The 18,627-nt window shown below is 49.3% G+C and carries 15 protein-coding genes; 5 read left to right on the top strand and 10 right to left on the bottom strand.

Annotated features, from left to right (window positions below; all coding sequences use genetic code 11):
• Nucleotides 1-120 precede the first annotated feature (120 nt).
• Both ACTHUM_RS00770 and ACTHUM_RS00765 read right to left on the bottom strand, forming a co-directional pair.
• Entirely contained in the window at nucleotides 121-1,443 is a 1,323-nt protein-coding gene (locus ACTHUM_RS00770; RefSeq protein WP_049344509.1) for an MFS transporter, read from the bottom strand.
• A gap of 194 nt (nucleotides 1,444-1,637) precedes the next feature.
• Nucleotides 1,638-2,681 (bottom strand): LacI family DNA-binding transcriptional regulator, encoded by a 1,044-nt coding sequence (locus ACTHUM_RS00765; RefSeq protein ID WP_049344511.1) that lies wholly within the window; start codon nucleotides 2,679-2,681, stop codon nucleotides 1,638-1,640.
• A 258-nt stretch (nucleotides 2,682-2,939) separates the two neighbouring features.
• Between ACTHUM_RS00765 and pgi the strand changes: the two genes are divergently transcribed.
• Together pgi and ACTHUM_RS00755 are read left to right on the top strand one after the other, a co-directional pair.
• Nucleotides 2,940-4,580, top strand: coding sequence for a glucose-6-phosphate isomerase (gene pgi / locus ACTHUM_RS00760; RefSeq protein WP_070695292.1), 1,641 nt, complete (start codon nucleotides 2,940-2,942; stop codon nucleotides 4,578-4,580).
• 233 nt (nucleotides 4,581-4,813) lie between these two features.
• Nucleotides 4,814-6,064, top strand: a complete 1,251-nt coding sequence (locus ACTHUM_RS00755; protein ID WP_191620593.1) for an AmpG family muropeptide MFS transporter — start codon at nucleotides 4,814-4,816, stop codon at nucleotides 6,062-6,064.
• 73 nt (nucleotides 6,065-6,137) lie between these two features.
• On the opposite strand, the gene hpf is transcribed toward ACTHUM_RS00755, so the two are convergent.
• From hpf to ACTHUM_RS00720, 7 genes are all read right to left on the bottom strand, one after another.
• Nucleotides 6,138-6,452 (bottom strand): ribosome hibernation-promoting factor, HPF/YfiA family, encoded by a 315-nt coding sequence (gene hpf / locus ACTHUM_RS00750; RefSeq protein ID WP_004518850.1) that lies wholly within the window; start codon nucleotides 6,450-6,452, stop codon nucleotides 6,138-6,140.
• Nucleotides 6,453-6,501: 49 nt separating this feature from the next.
• A complete protein-coding gene (gene rpoN, locus ACTHUM_RS00745; RefSeq protein ID WP_004518851.1) occupies nucleotides 6,502-7,857 on the bottom strand; it encodes an RNA polymerase factor sigma-54 in 1,356 nt (451 codons plus the stop codon).
• A gap of 165 nt (nucleotides 7,858-8,022) precedes the next feature.
• Nucleotides 8,023-8,757, bottom strand: a complete 735-nt coding sequence (gene lptB / locus ACTHUM_RS00740) for an LPS export ABC transporter ATP-binding protein (protein ID WP_003679854.1) — start codon at nucleotides 8,755-8,757, stop codon at nucleotides 8,023-8,025.
• 70 nt (nucleotides 8,758-8,827) lie between these two features.
• Nucleotides 8,828-9,358 (bottom strand): lipopolysaccharide transport periplasmic protein LptA, encoded by a 531-nt coding sequence (gene lptA, locus ACTHUM_RS00735; protein WP_004518852.1) that lies wholly within the window; start codon nucleotides 9,356-9,358, stop codon nucleotides 8,828-8,830.
• Nucleotides 9,339-9,920 (bottom strand): LPS export ABC transporter periplasmic protein LptC, encoded by a 582-nt coding sequence (gene lptC / locus ACTHUM_RS00730; RefSeq protein ID WP_004518853.1) that lies wholly within the window; start codon nucleotides 9,918-9,920, stop codon nucleotides 9,339-9,341. The genes lptA and lptC overlap by 20 nt, the downstream gene beginning before the upstream one ends.
• Nucleotides 9,917-10,453, bottom strand: coding sequence for a KdsC family phosphatase (locus tag ACTHUM_RS00725; protein ID WP_004518854.1), 537 nt, complete (start codon nucleotides 10,451-10,453; stop codon nucleotides 9,917-9,919). The genes lptC and ACTHUM_RS00725 overlap by 4 nt, the downstream gene beginning before the upstream one ends.
• Nucleotides 10,454-10,519: 66 nt before the next feature.
• Nucleotides 10,520-11,494, bottom strand: coding sequence for a KpsF/GutQ family sugar-phosphate isomerase (locus tag ACTHUM_RS00720; protein WP_004518855.1), 975 nt, complete (start codon nucleotides 11,492-11,494; stop codon nucleotides 10,520-10,522).
• Between the two features lie 134 nt (nucleotides 11,495-11,628).
• On the opposite strand from ACTHUM_RS00720, the gene tal reads away from it, so the two are divergent.
• From tal to ACTHUM_RS00705, 3 genes are all read left to right on the top strand, one after another.
• On the top strand, nucleotides 11,629-12,684 hold the full coding sequence (tal, locus tag ACTHUM_RS00715) for a transaldolase (protein WP_004518856.1): 1,056 nt from the start codon (nucleotides 11,629-11,631) through the stop codon (nucleotides 12,682-12,684).
• A 152-nt stretch (nucleotides 12,685-12,836) separates the two neighbouring features.
• A complete protein-coding gene (gene gluQRS, locus ACTHUM_RS00710) occupies nucleotides 12,837-13,724 on the top strand; it encodes a tRNA glutamyl-Q(34) synthetase GluQRS (RefSeq protein ID WP_440361234.1) in 888 nt (295 codons plus the stop codon).
• Nucleotides 13,725-13,962: 238 nt separating this feature from the next.
• Entirely contained in the window at nucleotides 13,963-14,697 is a 735-nt protein-coding gene (locus ACTHUM_RS00705) for a LytR/AlgR family response regulator transcription factor (protein ID WP_003686784.1), read from the top strand.
• A gap of 276 nt (nucleotides 14,698-14,973) precedes the next feature.
• Here the strand turns inward: ACTHUM_RS00705 and pilC are convergent, their stop codons facing one another.
• Nucleotides 14,974-18,336 carry a PilC family type IV pilus tip adhesin gene (gene pilC / locus ACTHUM_RS00700; RefSeq protein WP_224783384.1) on the bottom strand — a complete coding sequence of 1,121 codons (3,363 nt, stop codon included), beginning with the start codon at nucleotides 18,334-18,336 and terminating at the stop codon, nucleotides 14,974-14,976.
• Nucleotides 18,337-18,627 lie beyond the last annotated feature (291 nt).

Below are 18,627 nucleotides of genomic sequence, written 5' to 3'. Positions count from 1 at the left end.
GCGACAATAAGGCTTTCCGAATCAGGTCAGCAAATGGAATCCGTTTCGACAAAAAAGGCCGTCTGAAACCCTTTCATGTTTCAGACGGCCTTTTCATTTTGGTTTTAAATCAAAACTTCGTTATTCTGCAGTAGCCGGTTTGGCCGCAGTTTTAATGGTTAAGGTCACCGCTGCGGCAATGGCCAGGGAAACACCGGCAAAAGTCATCGCGTTGGCAGGGTTTGAACCCAAGAAAGTTCTGTACACCCAGCCGAAAGATACGGTTTCAATCAGCATTGGAATCACAATCATCATGTTCACAATACCCATGTACACGCCGTAACGTTCTTTCGGAATAGAACCGACCACAATCATAAACGGCACGCCCATCATACTTGCCCAACCGACACCGAAACCAATCATCGGCGCAAACATCAGGTATTTGTTGCCGATGTGCGGAATGGTGAGCAAGGCTAGTGCGGCAAGGGTTACGGCAAAGGCGTGAACATATTTGGCGGCGTATTTGCGCGCCATCCACATCAGGCCAAAGGCGGAGATAAAGGTTATCACGTTGTAAAAACCGTTTACCAGGCCGGTCCATGCAACCGCTTGGCTATACGCTTCGGTATTTTCAACGGTCGAATCCCAGACGGATTGGACGATACTGTGGGAAATATATTGCCAGTAGATGAAGAGCGCGTACCATTGGAAGAGATACACCAAGGCCAGTTGCCACAGGGCAGTCGGCATTTCGCGCACGGCAACGACAATATCTTTAACAGCATGGGCCGGACCGCTCGGCTGGGCTTTAATGGCCGCCATTTCTTCAGGGCTGGGCTCGCGTTCGGCCGTTGATAAAACGGTAATCAAAACCGAACCGATGGAGCAGACCGCACCAATATAAAACGAACCGAATACCCAATACGGAATGCCTGCTTCGGAAGTTTGTTGCAACCAGCCGATTTGTTGGAAGATATAGAGGGAAACGTTGGCCAGGGTAATGCCCAAGCCGGTAAACACAGACTGCATCAAGAAACCGGTGGATTGCTGGTGTTCAGGAACGGTATCGGCAATGAAGGCACGGAAAGGTTCCATTGCAGTATTATTACTGATGTCCAAGAGCCACAGCAGCAATACGGCCACCCACAAGGCGGTAACGTGCGGATAGATAAAGAGACAGAGACTGCAACCAATGGCGCCAATCAAGAAATACGGACGGCGGCGGCCCAATCCGGGCACCCAAGTGCGGTCACTCATCGCACCAATCATCGGCTGCACCAGCAAACCGGTAATCGGGCCTGCCATATTCAAAATCGGCAATTGGCTCGGATCGGCATGAAGAAAGCTGAAAATCGGGTTAATCGCAGTTTGCTGCAACCCGAAGCTATATTGAATACCGAAGAAACCGAAGTTCATCAGCATAATCTGGCGAAGTGTCATCGCCACTTGTGGGGAGATTTTCATAGTAAGGCTACTCCTGGATAATAAACTATGGAAACAACAAACTCCAATTTCAGCGGTATGACGCTTTTATTGTATTGGGCCGCCTTTTTAATGAGGCAATCCTGTTTTCAGACGGCCTTTATTTTGACCGTTTACATAATCTTATTTTGATGTGTGTTTGCGTTGTTTAAAGCTTATTTTCAGGCCGTCTGAAACTATTTATTAATCACAGACTGACGCCAGATGGTTTCCCCAACGACCTTGACTGACTGAACCGAGCCGGTCGGGTGTTCAATGTATTGAAACAGCAAATCCGCCGCCATCGCGCCCATGCGCAGATAAGGCAGCTCGGTACTGGTCAACGGCGGAAACAGCGTCTCCGCAATCGCGCTGTGGTTATCATAGCCGGCAACCGAAACTTGCTCGGGAACCCGCACGCCGCGCGTCCTCAAAATCCCGTACACGCGTACTGCCATTTCATCGTTACCGCAGCAAATGACCGTCGGCGGAAGCGTCAAAGACAACAGTTTCAAAATAGCCGAAATCAAAGATCCGCTGTCATTGCTGAAGTCAGGATAACCAGTTTGCACCAAATCAGGATCGAAGACAATATCCGCATCCGCCAAAGCCCGGCGGTATCCGGCCAATCTCAATCTCGTTGCTTCTACGCCCGGCTGCAAAGTCACATAAGCAATCCGTTTGTGTCCGCTTTGGATAATCCGGCGCACCAAGCCATACTGCCCTGCTTCATCGTCCGGCAAAACCGACGGCGTACCTGCCAAATCGAAACAGTTGACCAACACCATCGGGCAACGGTTGGGCACTTCCGGCAGCAATACTTCCTGATGGAAACCGGCCACATATAAAATCCCCTCGGCACGATGCTCCATAAAGGTACGGATCAGCGGCTCCATCTGACCGGGCTGCCCTGGCTTGTTGTCGATGTCGGCAATCATCAAAATCTTGCCTTGTGCACGAATCTGCTGCTGAATGCCCTTAATCAAGAACATATCCGGTATGCCGTGTCCGCCCGTATTCTCGCCTGTCCGCGAAATGGCGCCGGTAATCAGACCGACCAAGCCGGAACGGTGTGACCGCATAATCCGCGCCGCAGAAGACGGGATATAGCCCAAAGCAGCAATCGCTGTTTCTACTTTAGAACGGGTTTTATCACTGACCGGCGCATCGCCGTTAATCACCCGGCTGACCGTCTTGGGAGATACCCCGGCATAAGCAGCGACATCATAAATTGTAGCCATCTTACGGACCCGTCCCGACAAGATTTCAATAATGTTACATAGGATAACACAGCAGACATCGGTGTCATACCCCTTTTTTTTACAGAAACTTGATGATAATCAATCATTTCTTTTTCATTTTGCATACATTTCTTAAACAAAAACACCCCCGCCACCTCCCAAAACCTGTTCAAATTTGTTAAACTACAAGCCACTACAAAAAAGCAGGAAATACCTATCTATCCTGCTTATTTTACCGTTACATACTAAGGAAACGAGATGACCGCATACTCAGACGCATGGCAGGCCTTGGAAGCCCATCATGCCGATACGCAACACGTTACCCTGCGCGAACGTTTCGCTGCAGATGCCGAACGTTTCAACAATATGCACGAAATTCTGCACGGTTTGTTATTTGATTACAGCAAAAACCGTCTGGATGAAAATACCCTTGATTTATTGTGCCAACTGGCCGAAGCAGCCGATTTGCCACAATATATGCAGGCCATGAGCAGCGGTGAAAAAATCAACACCAGCGAACACCGCGCCGTTCTCCACACTGCTCTGCGCCTGCCTGCCAATGCCAAACCTGTTTACGTTGACGGCGAAAACATCGTGCCCAATGTTCATCACGAACTCAACCGCGCACTCGAGTTCGCACGCCAACTTTTAGACGGCACCCACGCAGGCATTACCGGCAAACCGATTACCGACCTGGTTCACATCGGCATCGGCGGCTCCGATTTAGGCCCGCGCATGGCCACACAGGCGCTGCAACCCTATTGGCAGAACATCCGCGTCCACTTTGTCAGCAACTCCGATGATGCCGACCTGACCCAAACCCTTCTCGGTCTCAACCCCGAAACCACCGTATTCAGCATTGCCAGTAAATCATTCCGCACACCAGAAACCCTGCTCAATGCCTATGCGGCGCGTACTTGGTACCGTGATGCAGGTTTGCCTGATTCCGGCATCTACCGCCACTTCTGCGCCATTTCCGCCGATGTGGCCGCAGCCCAAAATTTCGGTATCTCCCCCGACAAAGTCTTTGCTATGTCCGACTGGGTCGGCGGCCGCTATTCCGTCTGGTCGCCTATCGGCCTGCCGCTGATGGTTGCAGTCGGCGAAAAAGCATTCCGCAAAATGCTGGCCGGTGCACACGCGATGGACACCCATTTCTTCGAGGCCCCATTCCGCCGCAACATTCCCGTCCTGATGGCACTCATCAATGTTTGGTACAACAACTTCCAACATTCAGACGGCCAAACCGTTGTCCCATACAGCCACAATATGCGCCTCTTTACCCCATGGCTCAACCAGCTCGATATGGAAAGCCTCGGCAAACAGCGTACTTCAGACGGCCAACCCGTTTCCTGCACCACCGGCGGCATTGTCTTCGGCGATGAAGGCGTCAACTGCCAACATGCCTACTTCCAGCTTCTGCACCAAGGTACGCGTCTGATTCCCGTTGATTTCATCGTCCCCATGACCACAATCTACGGCAACCACCGCCAACACCGCTTTACTGTTGCCAATGCCTTCGCCCAAGCCGAAGCGCTGATGAAAGGCAAGACCTTAGACGAAGTACAAGTCGAATTGGCCGCACTGCCCCAAGACGAACGCGACCGTCTTGCGCCGCAAAAAGAATTCCCCGGCAACCGTCCGAGTAACAGCTTGCTCATCGACAGCCTGACACCTTTCAACCTCGGCATGCTGATGGCAGCCTACGAACACCGCACCTTCGTTCAGGGCGTAATTTGGCGTATCAACCCCTTCGACCAATGGGGCGTGGAATACGGTAAAGAGCTGGCCAAAACCATCGAACCCGAACTCGAACGCGGCACCCCGGCACACGACAGCTCCACCAACGGTCTGATTGCCTTCTACCGCAACTGCAACGCAGCATCGAAGGCCGTCTGAAAATAAAATATCCGTAAAACAAACATATCTGCCTGTCTTACGGACATTTCAAAAACCTATCGGCTTGTTCCAACAAAAGGCCGTCTGAAACTTAATTTGTCAAAGTTTCAGACGGCCTTTTATTATTCAATAAAGATAGCAGAAGTTCATTCGCCATATCCCCCATCTTTGCTACAATATCCCTTTTCTTTTTTATTGATTCCACTATGACCAACGCACCCCAAACCAGCACTATGCAGCGAATTTTCTCGCGCAAAATGCTGATCTGCATTTTCACAGGCTTCACTTCGGGGTTGCCGCTTTATTTTCTGATCAACCTGATTCCGGCATGGTTGCGCAGCGAACATGTCGATTTGAAAACCATCGGCCTGATGGCACTTATCGGGCTGCCTTTCACTTGGAAATTTATCTGGTCTCCCGTCATTGATTTGGTCAGATTACCTTTTTTAGGACGGCGACGCGGTTGGATGCTGGTTACGCAAATTGGTTTGCTGCTGACCTTGCTCATTTATGCCTTCCTAAATCCTGCTCAGCATTTATATGTAATTATGGGCTTATCGTTGGTGGTCGCTTTTTTCTCTGCCAGCCAAGATATTGTATTGGATGCATTTCGCCGCGAAATTTTGTCAGATGAAGAATTAGGCTTAGGCAACTCTATCCACGTCAACGCCTACCGTATCGCCGCTTTGGTACCCGGATCGCTCAGCTTGATTTTGGCCGACTTGATGCCTTGGCACAACGTATTCATCATTACTGCACTATTTATGCTGCCCGGTCTGCTGATGACCTTGTTTTTAGCTAAAGAGCCTGACATTCCACCATCTGTGTCGCGTACATTTGCCCAAACAGTCTCTGACCCTTTCAGTGAGTTCTTCTCCCGCAAAGGAATCAAACAGGCCATATTGGTATTGCTGTTTATCTTTCTCTACAAACTGGGCGACAGCATGGCCACTTCTTTGGCTACACCTTTTTATCTGGACATAGGCTTCAGCAAAACCGACATCGGCCTCATCGCCAAAAATGCCGGTTTATGGCCTGCTGTCATTGCCGGTATTGTAGGCGGTATTTGGATGATAAAGCTCGGTATCAATAGAGCTTTGTGGATTTTCGGCGTGGCGCAATGGGTTACTATTCTAGGCTTTGCTTGGTTGGCAAATTTTGGCAAGTTTGAAACCATCACACTGACAGAGCAAATGATGCTTGCGGCCGTGATTGGGGCAGAAGCAGCGGGCGTAGGTCTGGGTACAGCGGCGTTTGTTGCCTACATGGCTCGTGAAACCAATCCTGCATTTACGGCCACACAATTAGCCCTCTTTACCAGCCTGTCAGCCGTTCCACGTACATTTATCAATGCTTCGGCAGGCTATCTGATTGAAGCGATGGGCTACTTCAATTTCTACTGGCTGTGTTTCGCTTTGGGCATACCGGGCATGTTGCTGCTGTTTAAAGTGGCACCGTGGAATGGTGAAAAAGTGAGTAACTAGATTGCCAGTCTAAAACATCTAGCAAAACAAAAGGCCGTCTGAATATTCAGACGGCCTTTATCATACAAAAACTTTATTCGGCAGCAGGTTTGACAGTACTGCGGACATCGCCGCTTTTTTCTTTATGTTTCAAAACAGCGCGGTCGAGTTTGTCCATCAAAACATCAATCGCGGCATACATATCCTGTTCAATCGCTTCAACGTGCAAATCTTTGCCTGCCAAATGCACATCGGCTTCGGCTTTCTGGCTGACTTTTTCCACCGAGAGCGTGATGGTCACGGAAATGATGTTGTCGGCGTGGCGACTGATTCGTGCCAACTTGTCGGAAACGTAGTTTTTGATGGCTTCGGTAACATCAAAATTCAGACCGGTGATTTTCAGATTCATGATACAGCTCCTTCGGTTGGTTAGTCCGTCAAAACGGATCGGAATATATCTACTCGGTAAATTTTCGTTTGTGTGCCGGTGGGATGTCTAATGATTCTCTATATTTAGCAACTGTACGTCTGGCAATTTCAATGCCGCGTTGTTTTAATAATTTGACGAGGGTCTCGTCCGAATAGGGTTTGCTGCTGTCTTCACTTTCAATCAACTGGCTCAATACGGCTTTGATTGCGCCTTGGCTGAACCCTTCGCCATCATCATCGGCATTGACTGCCTGTGTGAAGAAATAGCGTAACGCAAACAGGCCGCGCGGGCAAGACAAATATTTCTGATTGGCGGCACGCGAGATGGTACTTTCCGCCAAACCCAATTCGGCGGCGGCATCTTTCATCAGCATGGGAGACAGGCCGATTTCTCCGAAGATGAAAAAATCTTCCTGATTTTTGACGATATACTCGGCAAGGCGGAGGACAGTGCTTTTACGCAGCTCCAAAGAATCAATGCGCTGCTTGGCTTCGTTGATTTTTTCCTTCCACTCCGGTGCGCCCTCTTCCTCTGATTTCATCAGGTCGCAATATTCCTGATTGAGCTGCAGCTTCGGCCAAGCCGCTTCGTTGCTGATGACTTCCCAGCCGTCCTTGCCCTCTTTGACCCAAACGTCAGGCTGAATATAAGGCGTAGGCGTGGCAGAGGCGAAGCCGTAGGCTGGATAGGGATTGAGCCCGGCAATCATATCGAGCGCGGCTTCTATGGTTTTGCTGTCGGTATCGGGATAAAGTTTGCGGAAACGCAGAACGTTTTGTTTGCGGTTTTTGCCTAAGTCTTGAAGCGAACTTTGCACCAAATGCGCGGCCATTTGTCGGGCAGGAGAAGCCGGCAAACGCATTAACTGCAACATAAGCGACTCGGTCAAATCCGCCGCCGCCACGCCGGGCGGCTCAAAGGTTTGCAATACATCCAGCGCGTTTTGCAGGGCTTCTTCGTCCAGCATCCATTCCAACGGCGTGTGGTCGATAATTTCTTCGAGGCTGTCGGTGAGGTAGCCTTGTTCGTCCAAAAAATCAATCAAGACGTGAACATAGGCCGCTTCCACTTGCGAGAGCGGATGCTCGCACACTTGGGCATGCAGATAGTGTTTGAAATCCTCTTCTTCGGCGATGTTGCTCCAAATATCTTCGGCATCGTCGCCGCTCAACTGCTGACCTGCGCGCGGCATGGTTACCGCACGGTTGAGCCCGCTATCGGCAAATTCATCGCTTTCCGGACGCTCAAGCAGAGGATTGTCTGACAACCAGTCTTCCACTTCGCGCTCAAGCTCAAGACCCGACATCTGCAAGATGCGCAGAGACTGTTGCAGCCGCTGGTTGAGCTGCTGGGTCTGTTTGAGTTTAAGGACGAGTGAAGACATAGTGTTTAATTCGAAATGTATGGATAGTTTTTCAGACGGCCTTTATACGGCAGGCCGTCTGAAAGATTAGTTTATCGGTATTATATTTGTATTTTTAGTGATTATTCCAATATTTATAGCCGCCCTCAATTGAAATGAGGGTCTCATATACCGTCAAATATGCATTCAATATTTGAAATTTTCACCCAAATAAACCGAACGGACTTGTTCATTGTTGACTAAATCATCCGGCTTGCCTGAAGCCAATACCGTACCGTCGCTGATGATGTAGGCACGGTCGCAGATGCTGAGGGTTTCGCGCACGTTGTGGTCGGTAATCAATACGCCGATACCGCGTGATTTGAGGAACTCGATGATTTTCTGAATATCGATGACGGCAATCGGGTCAACGCCGGCAAAAGGTTCGTCCAACAAAATGAAACGCGGCTGCATGGCCAACACGCGCGCGATTTCGACACGGCGGCGTTCGCCACCGGACAAGGACGGCGCAGGGTTGTTGCGCAGGCGCTCAATATTCAAATCTGCCAACAGTTTTTCAAGTTCGGCATCGATGCGGCTTTTGTCCTTCATGCTGATTTCCAAAATGGCGCGGATATTTTGTTCCACGGTCATTTTGCGGAAAATCGAGGCCTCCTGCGGCAGATAGCCAACGCCGAGGCGGGCGCGTTCGTGAATGGGCAGGTGGCGCAATTCTTGGCCGTCCAACATTACGCTGCCTGCATCGGCGGCAATCAGGCCGACTATCATGTAAAAGCTGGTGGTCTTACCCGCGCCGTTGGGGCCGAGCAGGCCGATGACTTCGCCGCTTTCGATTTCAAGGGAGAAGCTTTTGACGACTTGGCGTTTTTTGAAACTTTTTTGCAGGTTTTGAACCACAAGACGGCTGTTGTTTGCGCTCATATTCTGTTGACTTTCGATATTGACCTCAGGCCGTCTGAAACTTTTTCAGACGGCCTTTTTGTGTGTTTTCTTATTTGTTTTTCTGCGTACTGGACGGCTGGATAACAACGCTGACGCGGCCGGATTTGGCGGCGGATTTCACACCGGATTTGGCGCTGCCGTTGATGGTGTAAACCTCGGTTTTGGTGTTGTAAGTGATGACCGCACCTTCGGCCACATCGCCGCCGCGCTGTACTTTGGCATTGCCGGACAGAGTAACGAGGTTGGCTGCGGAAGAATACATGACGGTATTGGCTTGGCCGTTGACTACGCCTTTGCCGCCGTCCAACTCTTGGCTGAATTTGACGGGCGAGCCGGTGGCTTTCATCAACTGCTCGCTTTTGTCGTTGCGCGAAACGGTCACGCTGCCGGCACGGATATTGAGCGTGCCTTGTTTGATGATGACGTTGCCGGAAAAGGTGGTGCTTTGGTTGTTTTGGTCAAGCGAGCCTTGGTCGGCTTCGATTTGAATCGGCTGCTTGCTGTCGCTTTGCAGGGCAAAGGCCGGGCTGGCGGCAAAAACGGCAACAAGGGCTAAAGTTTTACAAATTTTTTGTATCATAAATTGTGGCTTTCACTTTGGAAGGGAAATTCAGCAAACCGGTTTTGTGATCATAAGTCATGCCGTTTGCCTGACCGCTGGACTGTCCGTATTGGAAAGTAACGGGGCTGTCGGTATGGGCGTATTGCGCCTCGGTATCGACATTCAAGCGTTCGGTTTTGACGATGCCGGCCAAACGCTTGGCATCTGCCGCTTTGTTTAAGACAACATTCTGTTCAAAAACGACTTTCTTGTTTTGAATATTGTACGCTGCTTTGTCACTGCCGACTTCGTACAGCAGGCTGCCGTCGCGGTAAAACGAAAGATGTGGTTTGTCCAAATGCACGTCTGCGCTATTCGGATATTGGACGGCATCGACCGCGCTCAGGTTTTCTTTCAGACGGCCTTCTTGGTCAAAACGTTTGCCGTTGATGCCTTTCATCGAATATTGCGGCTCATTCGGATTGAGGACGACTTCTTCGACCTGCACTTCGCTGATGCGGCCGAGCCACGCCGCCAGTGCGCCGAGTGAAACGGCCAACACCAGCGGAAAGGCGATTCCGTAACGCCATCTGATTTTCATCGTACATACTCTTTCAAAGCAGGTTCAAGCGTACCTTGCGCCTGCATAATCAAATCGCACACTTCACGCACCGCGCCTGCGCCGCCGGAACGTCGGGTTACATAATGGGCGTATTGCAAAGTAAACCAATGCGCTTCCGGGACGGCGACCGCCAATCCGCAACGCACCATCACGGGCAAATCGACAACATCGTCGCCGACAAAGGCGCACTCATGCTCCTCCACACCGGCCTGTTCGCGTAATTGGGCGTAGGCGACACGTTTGTCATGAATGCCTTTGAAGTAATAGTTGATACCGAGCTGCTTCACGCGGATACCGACGGAAGGCGCATCGCGGCCGGTAATAATCGCCGTTTGCACGCCGCTGGCCTGAAGCATTTTCAAACCATGTCCGTCCAAAGTGTGGAACGATTTGATTTCTTCGCCGTTGTCGCGAATAAAAATGCGGCCGTCGGTCAAAACACCGTCCACATCCAGTATCAGCAGTTTGATGCCTGAAGCGCGTTGTTGCAGGTCGGAAGAGAGGTTTTGCATAAGGTTTCCTTGTTTCAGACGGCCTATTCTAGCATAAGGCCATCTGAAAACGTTTTTGCCGTCGATTCAGACAATTCGTGCCATCAATAAATCGTGCATGTTCAGCGCGCCAATCAGCACGCCGTTTTCTTCGACCACCAGCAAACCGTTCACATGGCCGCTTTGCATGGCTTTCAAAGCTTCGGTGGCGAGACGATCGGCAGAGATGGTTTTCGGAGAGGCGTGCATGATGTCGTCCACTTTCAAACCGGCAAAGCTGTCGCGTTCTTGAAACAGACGGCGCAAGTCGCCATCGGTAAATACGCCTTTCAGACGGCCTTCGGCATCGGTTACCGCCAACATACCCAAGCCTTTTTCACTCATGCGGACAATGGCTTCTTTTAACGGCGTGCCCAACAAAACGGCTGGCAGGGCTTCGTCTTTGTGCATGATATCCGCCACGCGCAGCAACAGGCGTTTGCCCAAGCTTCCGGCCGGATGGCTCAAAGCAAAATCATCCGGCGTAAACGCTCGCGCCTGCAGCAATACCACCGCCAGCGCATCGCCCAAGGCCATCACGGCGGTCGTACTGGAAGTCGGTGCAAGGCCGAGCGGACAAGCTTCTTTGGAAACCGCCGCGGTAATATGGATATCGGCATGACGCGCCATGGTCGAAGTCGGATGGGCAGTGATACAAATAAGCGTGATGTTTTTACGTTTCAACGCCGGAATAATCGCCGCAATTTCATCGCTTTCGCCGGAATTAGAAATGGCAACCACGACATCGTGGTCCACAATCATGCCCAAGTCGCCGTGTGCCGCTTCGGCAGGATGGACGAAAAACGCAGGTGTGCCGGTAGAAGCCATGGTTGCCGCCATTTTGCGGCCGATGTGTCCGGACTTACCCATGCCGGTAATGACGACCCTGCCCTTGCAGTGCAACAATGCTTCCGCCGCACGGATAAAATCATGGTCCAAAGCCGCCGCAATTTCGCGCAAACCTTCGGCTTCCGTATCCAATACATCGCGCGCCCAGTCGAGATAAAGTGTGTTTTCCGCCATCAAAGCCACCTTTCGTGCTTGAATTTAGGTTTGTTTTGCCCAAATTAATCGGCTGTAAACTGTTCAAATTCATCGAATCGGCGTAGCATTACCGCCACTTCACAAACAAACCTATTATGTAAAAGGAATCAGAGATGACTATTTTATCGGACGTTAAAGCATTAGGACAACAAATCTGGTTGGACAATCTCTCCCGTTCGCTGGTACAAAGCGGCGAATTGGCAGAAATGCTGAAGCAAGGTGTGTGTGGCGTAACTTCCAATCCTGCCATTTTCCAAAAAGCCTTTGCCGGAGATGCCCTGTACGCCGATAAAGTAGCCGCACTCAAACAGCAAAACCTGACCCCGAAACAACGCTACGAAACCATGGCGGTTGCCGACGTACAAGCCGCTTGCGACGTATGTCTTGCCGAACATGAATCCACCGGCGGCAAAACCGGCTTCGTCAGCCTCGAAGTTTCGCCTGAATTATCCAAAGACGCACAAGGCACGGTTGAAGAAGCGCGCCGCCTGCACGCCGCCATCGGCCGTAAAAATGTCATGATTAAAGTACCGGCAACCGACGAAGGCATCGAAGCGCTTGAAATCCTCGTTTCAGACGGCATCAGCGTCAACCTGACCCTGCTCTTCTCCCGCGCCCAAACCCTCAAAGCCTATGCGGCCTACACGCGCGGCATTGCCAAACGTTTGGAAGCAGGACACGACGTTTCCCATATCCAAGTTGTCGCCAGCTTCTTTATTTCCCGTGTCGATGCCGCATTGGACGCCACCCTGCCCGACCACCTCAAAGGCAAAGTCGCCATTGCACTGGCCAAAGCCGCCTATCAAGATTGGGCGCAATACTTCGGCAGCAGCGAATTTGCCGCACTTGCCGAAAAAGGTGCCAACCGCGTCCAACTTTTATGGGCATCTACCGGCGTGAAAAACCCTGCCTATCCTGACACGTTGTACGTTGATAGCCTGATTGGCGCCCATACCGTCAACACCGTTCCCGATGCCACACTCAAAGCCTTTATCGACCACGGCACCGCCAAAGCTACTTTGACCGAAGGTGTGGACGAAGCCAAAGCGCAGCTTGCCGAAACCGCGAAACTCGGCATTGATGTCGAAACTTTGGCAACTCGTTTGCAGGAAGACGGTTTGAAACAATTTGAAGACGCTTTCGCCAAACTACTGGCTCCCTTGGCTTAAGCGGATTGAACGGACGGCCGAGAAACTTAAATCATTTTGAAAAGTCTCAGGCCGTCTGAAACCCAAATTCGGACGTGTACGGCACGCCCTTTTCTATCACGATTTGAATACCGTGCAGGCATACTTCCCCTGCCCTACAAAACCACCCTGCCATGTATATAGGACGTTTCGCCCCCAGCCCTACCGGCCTGCTTCATATCGGCTCCCTACTGACCGCCGTCGCCTCCTATACCGACGCGCGCGCTCATCAGGGCAAATGGCTGGTCCGCATTGAAGACCTTGACCCCCCGCGCGAAATGCCCGGCGCCGCCGCCGACATTTTGCGCACGCTTGAAGCCTTCGGCTTTGAGTGGGATGGCGAAGTCGTCTATCAAAGCCGCCGTTACGACCTATATCAAGACACCCTCGACCACCTCAAAGCAGCCGAGCTGGTGTATCCCTGCTATTGCAGCCGCAAAGACTGGCAGGCGGCGGCAACACATGGCGCAGACGGATTTGTATATAACGGCCGTTGCCGCAATCCTCAGCAAAGACCCGATACGCAAAACAAAACTCCGGCATGGCGCATTCAAGTTCCCGATCGCGTGATCGGTTTTTCAGACGGCATTGTCGGACATTACGCACAAAATCTGGCACACGATATCGGCGATTTCGTCCTGCTCCGTGCCGACGGCTATTGGGCATATCAGCTTGCCGTGGTTGCTGACGATGCCGACCAAGGCATAACCCATATTGTCCGCGGTCAAGATTTGCTTGTTTCCACGCCACGCCAAATCTATCTGCAACAATGCCTCGGCGTTCCCACACCGGCCTACGCACACCTTCCCCTATTGACCAACAGCCAAGGGCAAAAATGGTCGAAACAAACCCTTGCCCCGGCTTTGGATTTGAATCAAAAAGAACAACTTCTCCGCCAAGTCCTAACCTACCTCAACCTGCCCGATGCACCTGCTATGAACCGTCCGCAGGAATTGCTCGATTGGGCGGTGGCACACTGGCAAATGGACAAAATCCCAAAATCGTCCATTATCACGGACTGAATTAGCATGATTACAACAAAATTACTCTGGGTATTACAATATTTCATAAAATTATGTAAGTAATCTTCCGACTCATCCCAAACCATGCCCAAGAAGCGAAAAATCATGTATATTTTAAAAATTTCCTAAAATTGTCACAAACTGATAATTTCAAGGTTGTAACAACATACGGCTGACGCGTTATTGAGGATGACAAAGCGCGGCAGATCTCCCACGATACAACAAAAAGAATACCGCTATGCCAAGTGCCATTATTGTAGAAGACGAAGTATTAGCAGCAGAACGCTTACGTGTATTATTGGAAGAGTGCAATGTCGTACTGCTCAACGTCTTTCACCATGCCATGCCAGCATTGGAGTGGCTGAGTGTCCACGAAGTCGACATCGTATTTGCCGACATCGGCATGCCGGAAATCGACGGTCTCGAGTTTGTCGAACGCATTAAGCGTACCGCCAAACGCCAGCCGGAAATTGTATTCACCACAGCCTACGAAGAACACGCCCTGCGCGCGTTTGAGCTGGCCGCCGCAGACTATCTGCTCAAACCGATCAAAATGACCCGCCTGCAAACCGCGCTTGACCGCATCATCGAGAAAAACCGCGAAAAAGCAGACAGTTTCACCCATTTCAAAGTGTACAACCGCGAACGCATGGTTGAAATCCCATGGCAACAGGCGCGTTACCTGATGGCGGAACACAAAACCGTCTATCTGTTTACCGGCGACGGCCACAGCTACGAATTACCGAAGACCTTGGTTTACTGGGAAGAATTGCTGGGCGACAAAGTCATCCGCATCCATCGCAATGCCCTCGTCTTCCGCCACACCCTCGACAGCCTGATTCGACTGGACGACGACGAAAACGACGAATACGCATCCACATGGGGCGCTAAAATTCTCGATATTCCGACCCCGCTGCCCGTCAGCCGCCGGCAACTATCCACTCTGCGGAAAATTATTAAAAACAGCATCTAACAATGCGCTCCTTGATTAGCTCTTTTTAAATCAAAGGCCGTCTGAAAAGATATTTTTCAGACGGCCTTTTAACTTCTTAGCCAAATAGTAGAAAATTAAAAAAGAATAGCCTAAGTCTGTCATTTAACTTTATCCAAGCTCTCAATTTGATCAAAGCTTGTTATATCCACAAACAAAGTTTTCCATTTTTTAATCCAGCATCTCTCAATTACTACCACTCAACAGAAAAGGCCGTCTGAAAAAATTCAGACGGCCTCGATGCTTAATCCTTACCAATTAAAAGAACAATTCACGCCAGCTGATGCGTTTGAGTCCGCATGTACGGCCTTGTACTTCCAGGCTAACCAGCTGGTTAGACAAGAGACTGCGATCGCCTTTGGTTGCAAAACATTTATTGTTTGGCACGCTCGGCGTAGCGTTCAACTCCTTATCCGTACCCGTGCCGCCGCTATCGCCATCGGCAGTTACCGGAGAATCATCGGCTTTGCTGGAATTTATATAAGTAAAGTTGATAACACCATCAAAAGTCATACCGTTGGCGTAATAAATCTGGCCATTATTCTCGCGTTTGATAAATGTACGATCCTTGCTGGAGATACGCGCATCACGCAAGCCCAAACGACCGCCATTTTCAGCATTTACACCCAGAATAATCGTTTTCGCTGTCGTTTGTGTGGATGTACTGTCCGGTAAACAAACATCGGTACTAGAAGAGTCAGTATGAATTGTTTTGGTTTCATACTTGCGGATGGTCACAACAGCTGTACGCAAAATCATCGTCGGCTTGACAGTCACACGTTCATTCGGATCTAAAGTCAGACTCCAGCCTTTTTTACCTTCACCAACCTTATTGTCGCTGACATAAATATGTTCGTCGTCACTTTCTCTGGTTTGCTGTTCCAACTCACTACTTTTTGCCAAAACCGCATCAGTAGATACATCATCGTAAATACCGTAAACGGCATTGATTTGTCCGTTAGTACCTTCTAGTTCATTCTGATAAATCTCGCTACCCGTACCAAAAATAACGACATACTTATCTTTACCACGACGTGATACCGCAGGCGCAGACGTAATCGGTTGATTCCCCGAACCTTGGAAAATCATTTGCGCCGACCATTCAGACTCGGTTTTACCTCTCAAGTCGAAGCGGAACATATTGCCGTAACGGTCACCGGCATAAGCAATATCAACAATACCGTCAAAATCGGTGTCTACCAAAGTAGGGGTAGAGAGGCCGCCTTTGCCATTCGGTGCAGGAATTCTAGCTAAGAGCTTGCCGGCTTTAGAAGAAGAAACATTAGTACCAGTATTTTTTGTCCCTGCCTCTTTCCCTGTCATATCATAAACATACAAAGCCGTTTCATTGTCGGCACTGTTCACATCCTCAGTACGATAGCCGCTAGCCAAGAAGCCCGCATAACGCACATTCGATTCCAGATTGACCGGAGTGGTATCGCGTTTGATGGAAACACGGCCGATTTGTGTCGAACCAATGGTATAACCCAGCTTATTGTCAAAGCCTTTTTTTGTTTCAAACAAAGGCACAGTCGTATTCCAACCACTACGATCGCTGTTAGCTACCGCACCAATATTCAACGCATACGCACCGCGTCCACCTTGACCCATCGCACCAAACATAAAGGTTTGCTTATCAGGTGTTTGGCGGAGAACAAAGCCACCATTAACCATATAACGGTGCGGCGTGCCAGAGCCGTAACCATCGCGTGCAATATCTTTCAGAACCTTGCCCAAAGTTGTCGCTTGACCTTGATCGTCCTCGCGCTCCATGCCTGCCGGAATATAGCTGAGTTTCAAGTCATAAGGATTGCTAGGCGTACCATTACGGAAAATATGTACCATGCCGTCATTGGCAGCAGAGACCAAAAACTCTTGACGGTTGTCGCGCTTATCGCCAATAGCTGCAACCGAACCATCTAAAATATCGCCTAAATTACGTTCATCTTTACTTGAATCAGCAGAATCTGTCGGACGAATTCGATAAGACTGGCTATAACCTTTTGTCTCTGCATCCGCTTTGATGGTTTCATCACTACCTACTCGGCCAGTCCATTTCAGCAATGCATTTTTCCATTCCAACTTATCTTTCGCACTACCGTCTGAAATGCCAAAATCGGCATTTGAAGCCTCATTATCTGCAACTCTATCGATGAAATAGGTCTTACTGCCGTCATTAACCAAAGTAAGGCGGTTATTAAATGATGGCTGAACAAACTCAGTCGTATTGATAGGTGTACCATCACGGTTCAATTTATAAAACCGCAATTGACTACTCCAAGAGCCGGTATTCAAATGAACCGTTGCCGCCATATCGGGAATACCCATACTGGTCGTTGCCGGAGCAGTAGAGGATACTCCTTCAAATTTCGTATTTTTGCTGTCATTTTCAATATTGTCGACAATGGTTTTAAAGGCTTCAAGCAAATCTTCTTTTTTCGCAGCATTAAAATACCAGTCTGGACGGCTCGCACCCTTTTCCAGATACTCTCTCCCAACTTCAGAGATCCCCTCACCAAAACCCACAGTAAAAGTCTGAACCAATTGCTTGCTGTAATCTATGCCTTTGGGATCGCTTGGATCACCATCCCAGCTCTTACCCGCAGCATCTGAACCGTCTTTTGCTGTTTTAATGTCTTTTTCTGCCAAAGTCTGGCTAAAGAAACGCATACCGCGTTTTTCATCCTTATAGTTCCTATCCCAATAAGGAACAATAATTTCGCCTGCAGCTACCCACATATACCTACCATAATTAGGATCATACTCATGCTTATATTTACTAGATTGACATAGCAATTTCTTTTCATTCTCAGGCAAGCCAAAATCATTATCATATTGATAAGGTAGAAAATCAAAGTATCCTTTGATACGACCTCCACCATTAAAGAATTTACCTTTCCCATAGCTATCATCATTAGCCTTCACTTCAGACGGACCAAAATATTGGTATGCAGACGTACCCGCACTACGTTCAATATCGCGGTAATAGTTTGAATAGTAATAATCCCTATCGTAGTTGAAGTTAGTATTACGAGATAAACGAGGATCTTCACCTGGAATCTGGTTACTACAACTCATATTGGCATCGCCGTCCGACATCACAATCACATAAGACTTCTGACAACGGTATTTGATATTGGGCATCACAAAGTTTTTGACTACTTCATAGTAGCGGCGCGTGATTGGCGTAGCATGGCCAGGATCAATGCCATCTACCCTCCTTTGAACATCCTTCCAATCATCGGTAAAGCCCCCCTCATCTGGAGTATCAGTACGACCATTGTTATGCAGAGTTTGCAAACCCCACTGGAATCGTTGTTTTTCGCCATACTCTTTCAATACCGATTTTAGGGCCTCCTTAGTAATCGTTATTCTTTTATCAGCCCGTACAGATGTTTCCTTACCTTGTACATTCCATTGCATACTGCCCGAGTCATCAATCAAAAACATAATATTGTGTTTGACTTTGGGTTGGCCGCTGACGTCGGTTTTGTTTTGCAGGTAAAAAGGAGTTTGGGCAAATTGCTGCGTATTTGCCTGAACGGAAATGCTGATAAGCGCTAAAGCGGAAGCGACGCTTGCATGAATGAGGCGATGGCGGCCTGATGGAGCGTTTTGCATAATGTGTTCTTTTTTCATCGGATAATCTCAGCTAAAAATGACGTTGTTTTTATTTTTTATAAGGTTACGATTCTAGCATAAACAGCCTGTTTCATGTTTGATTCGGCTGAATTTCCCGACACCTGCATTTCAAACACAACAAAAATGAAACAATCTGCCTGCTCAGTTTTAAGACGGCCTGACTGAATATTTAGTTCAACCTTATTCATCAGGCATTCCAAAAGCAAGGGACTGTACCGTAAAGATAAAACGTTTTTAAATTATCGATTATTGGCTCTACGCTTGAAATTC

It is taken from the genome of Neisseria sp. P0021.S006, from assembly GCF_051956895.1.
The sequence above is the reverse complement of the archived record's forward strand: the minus strand, read 5'-3'. Positions and strand labels throughout refer to the sequence as shown.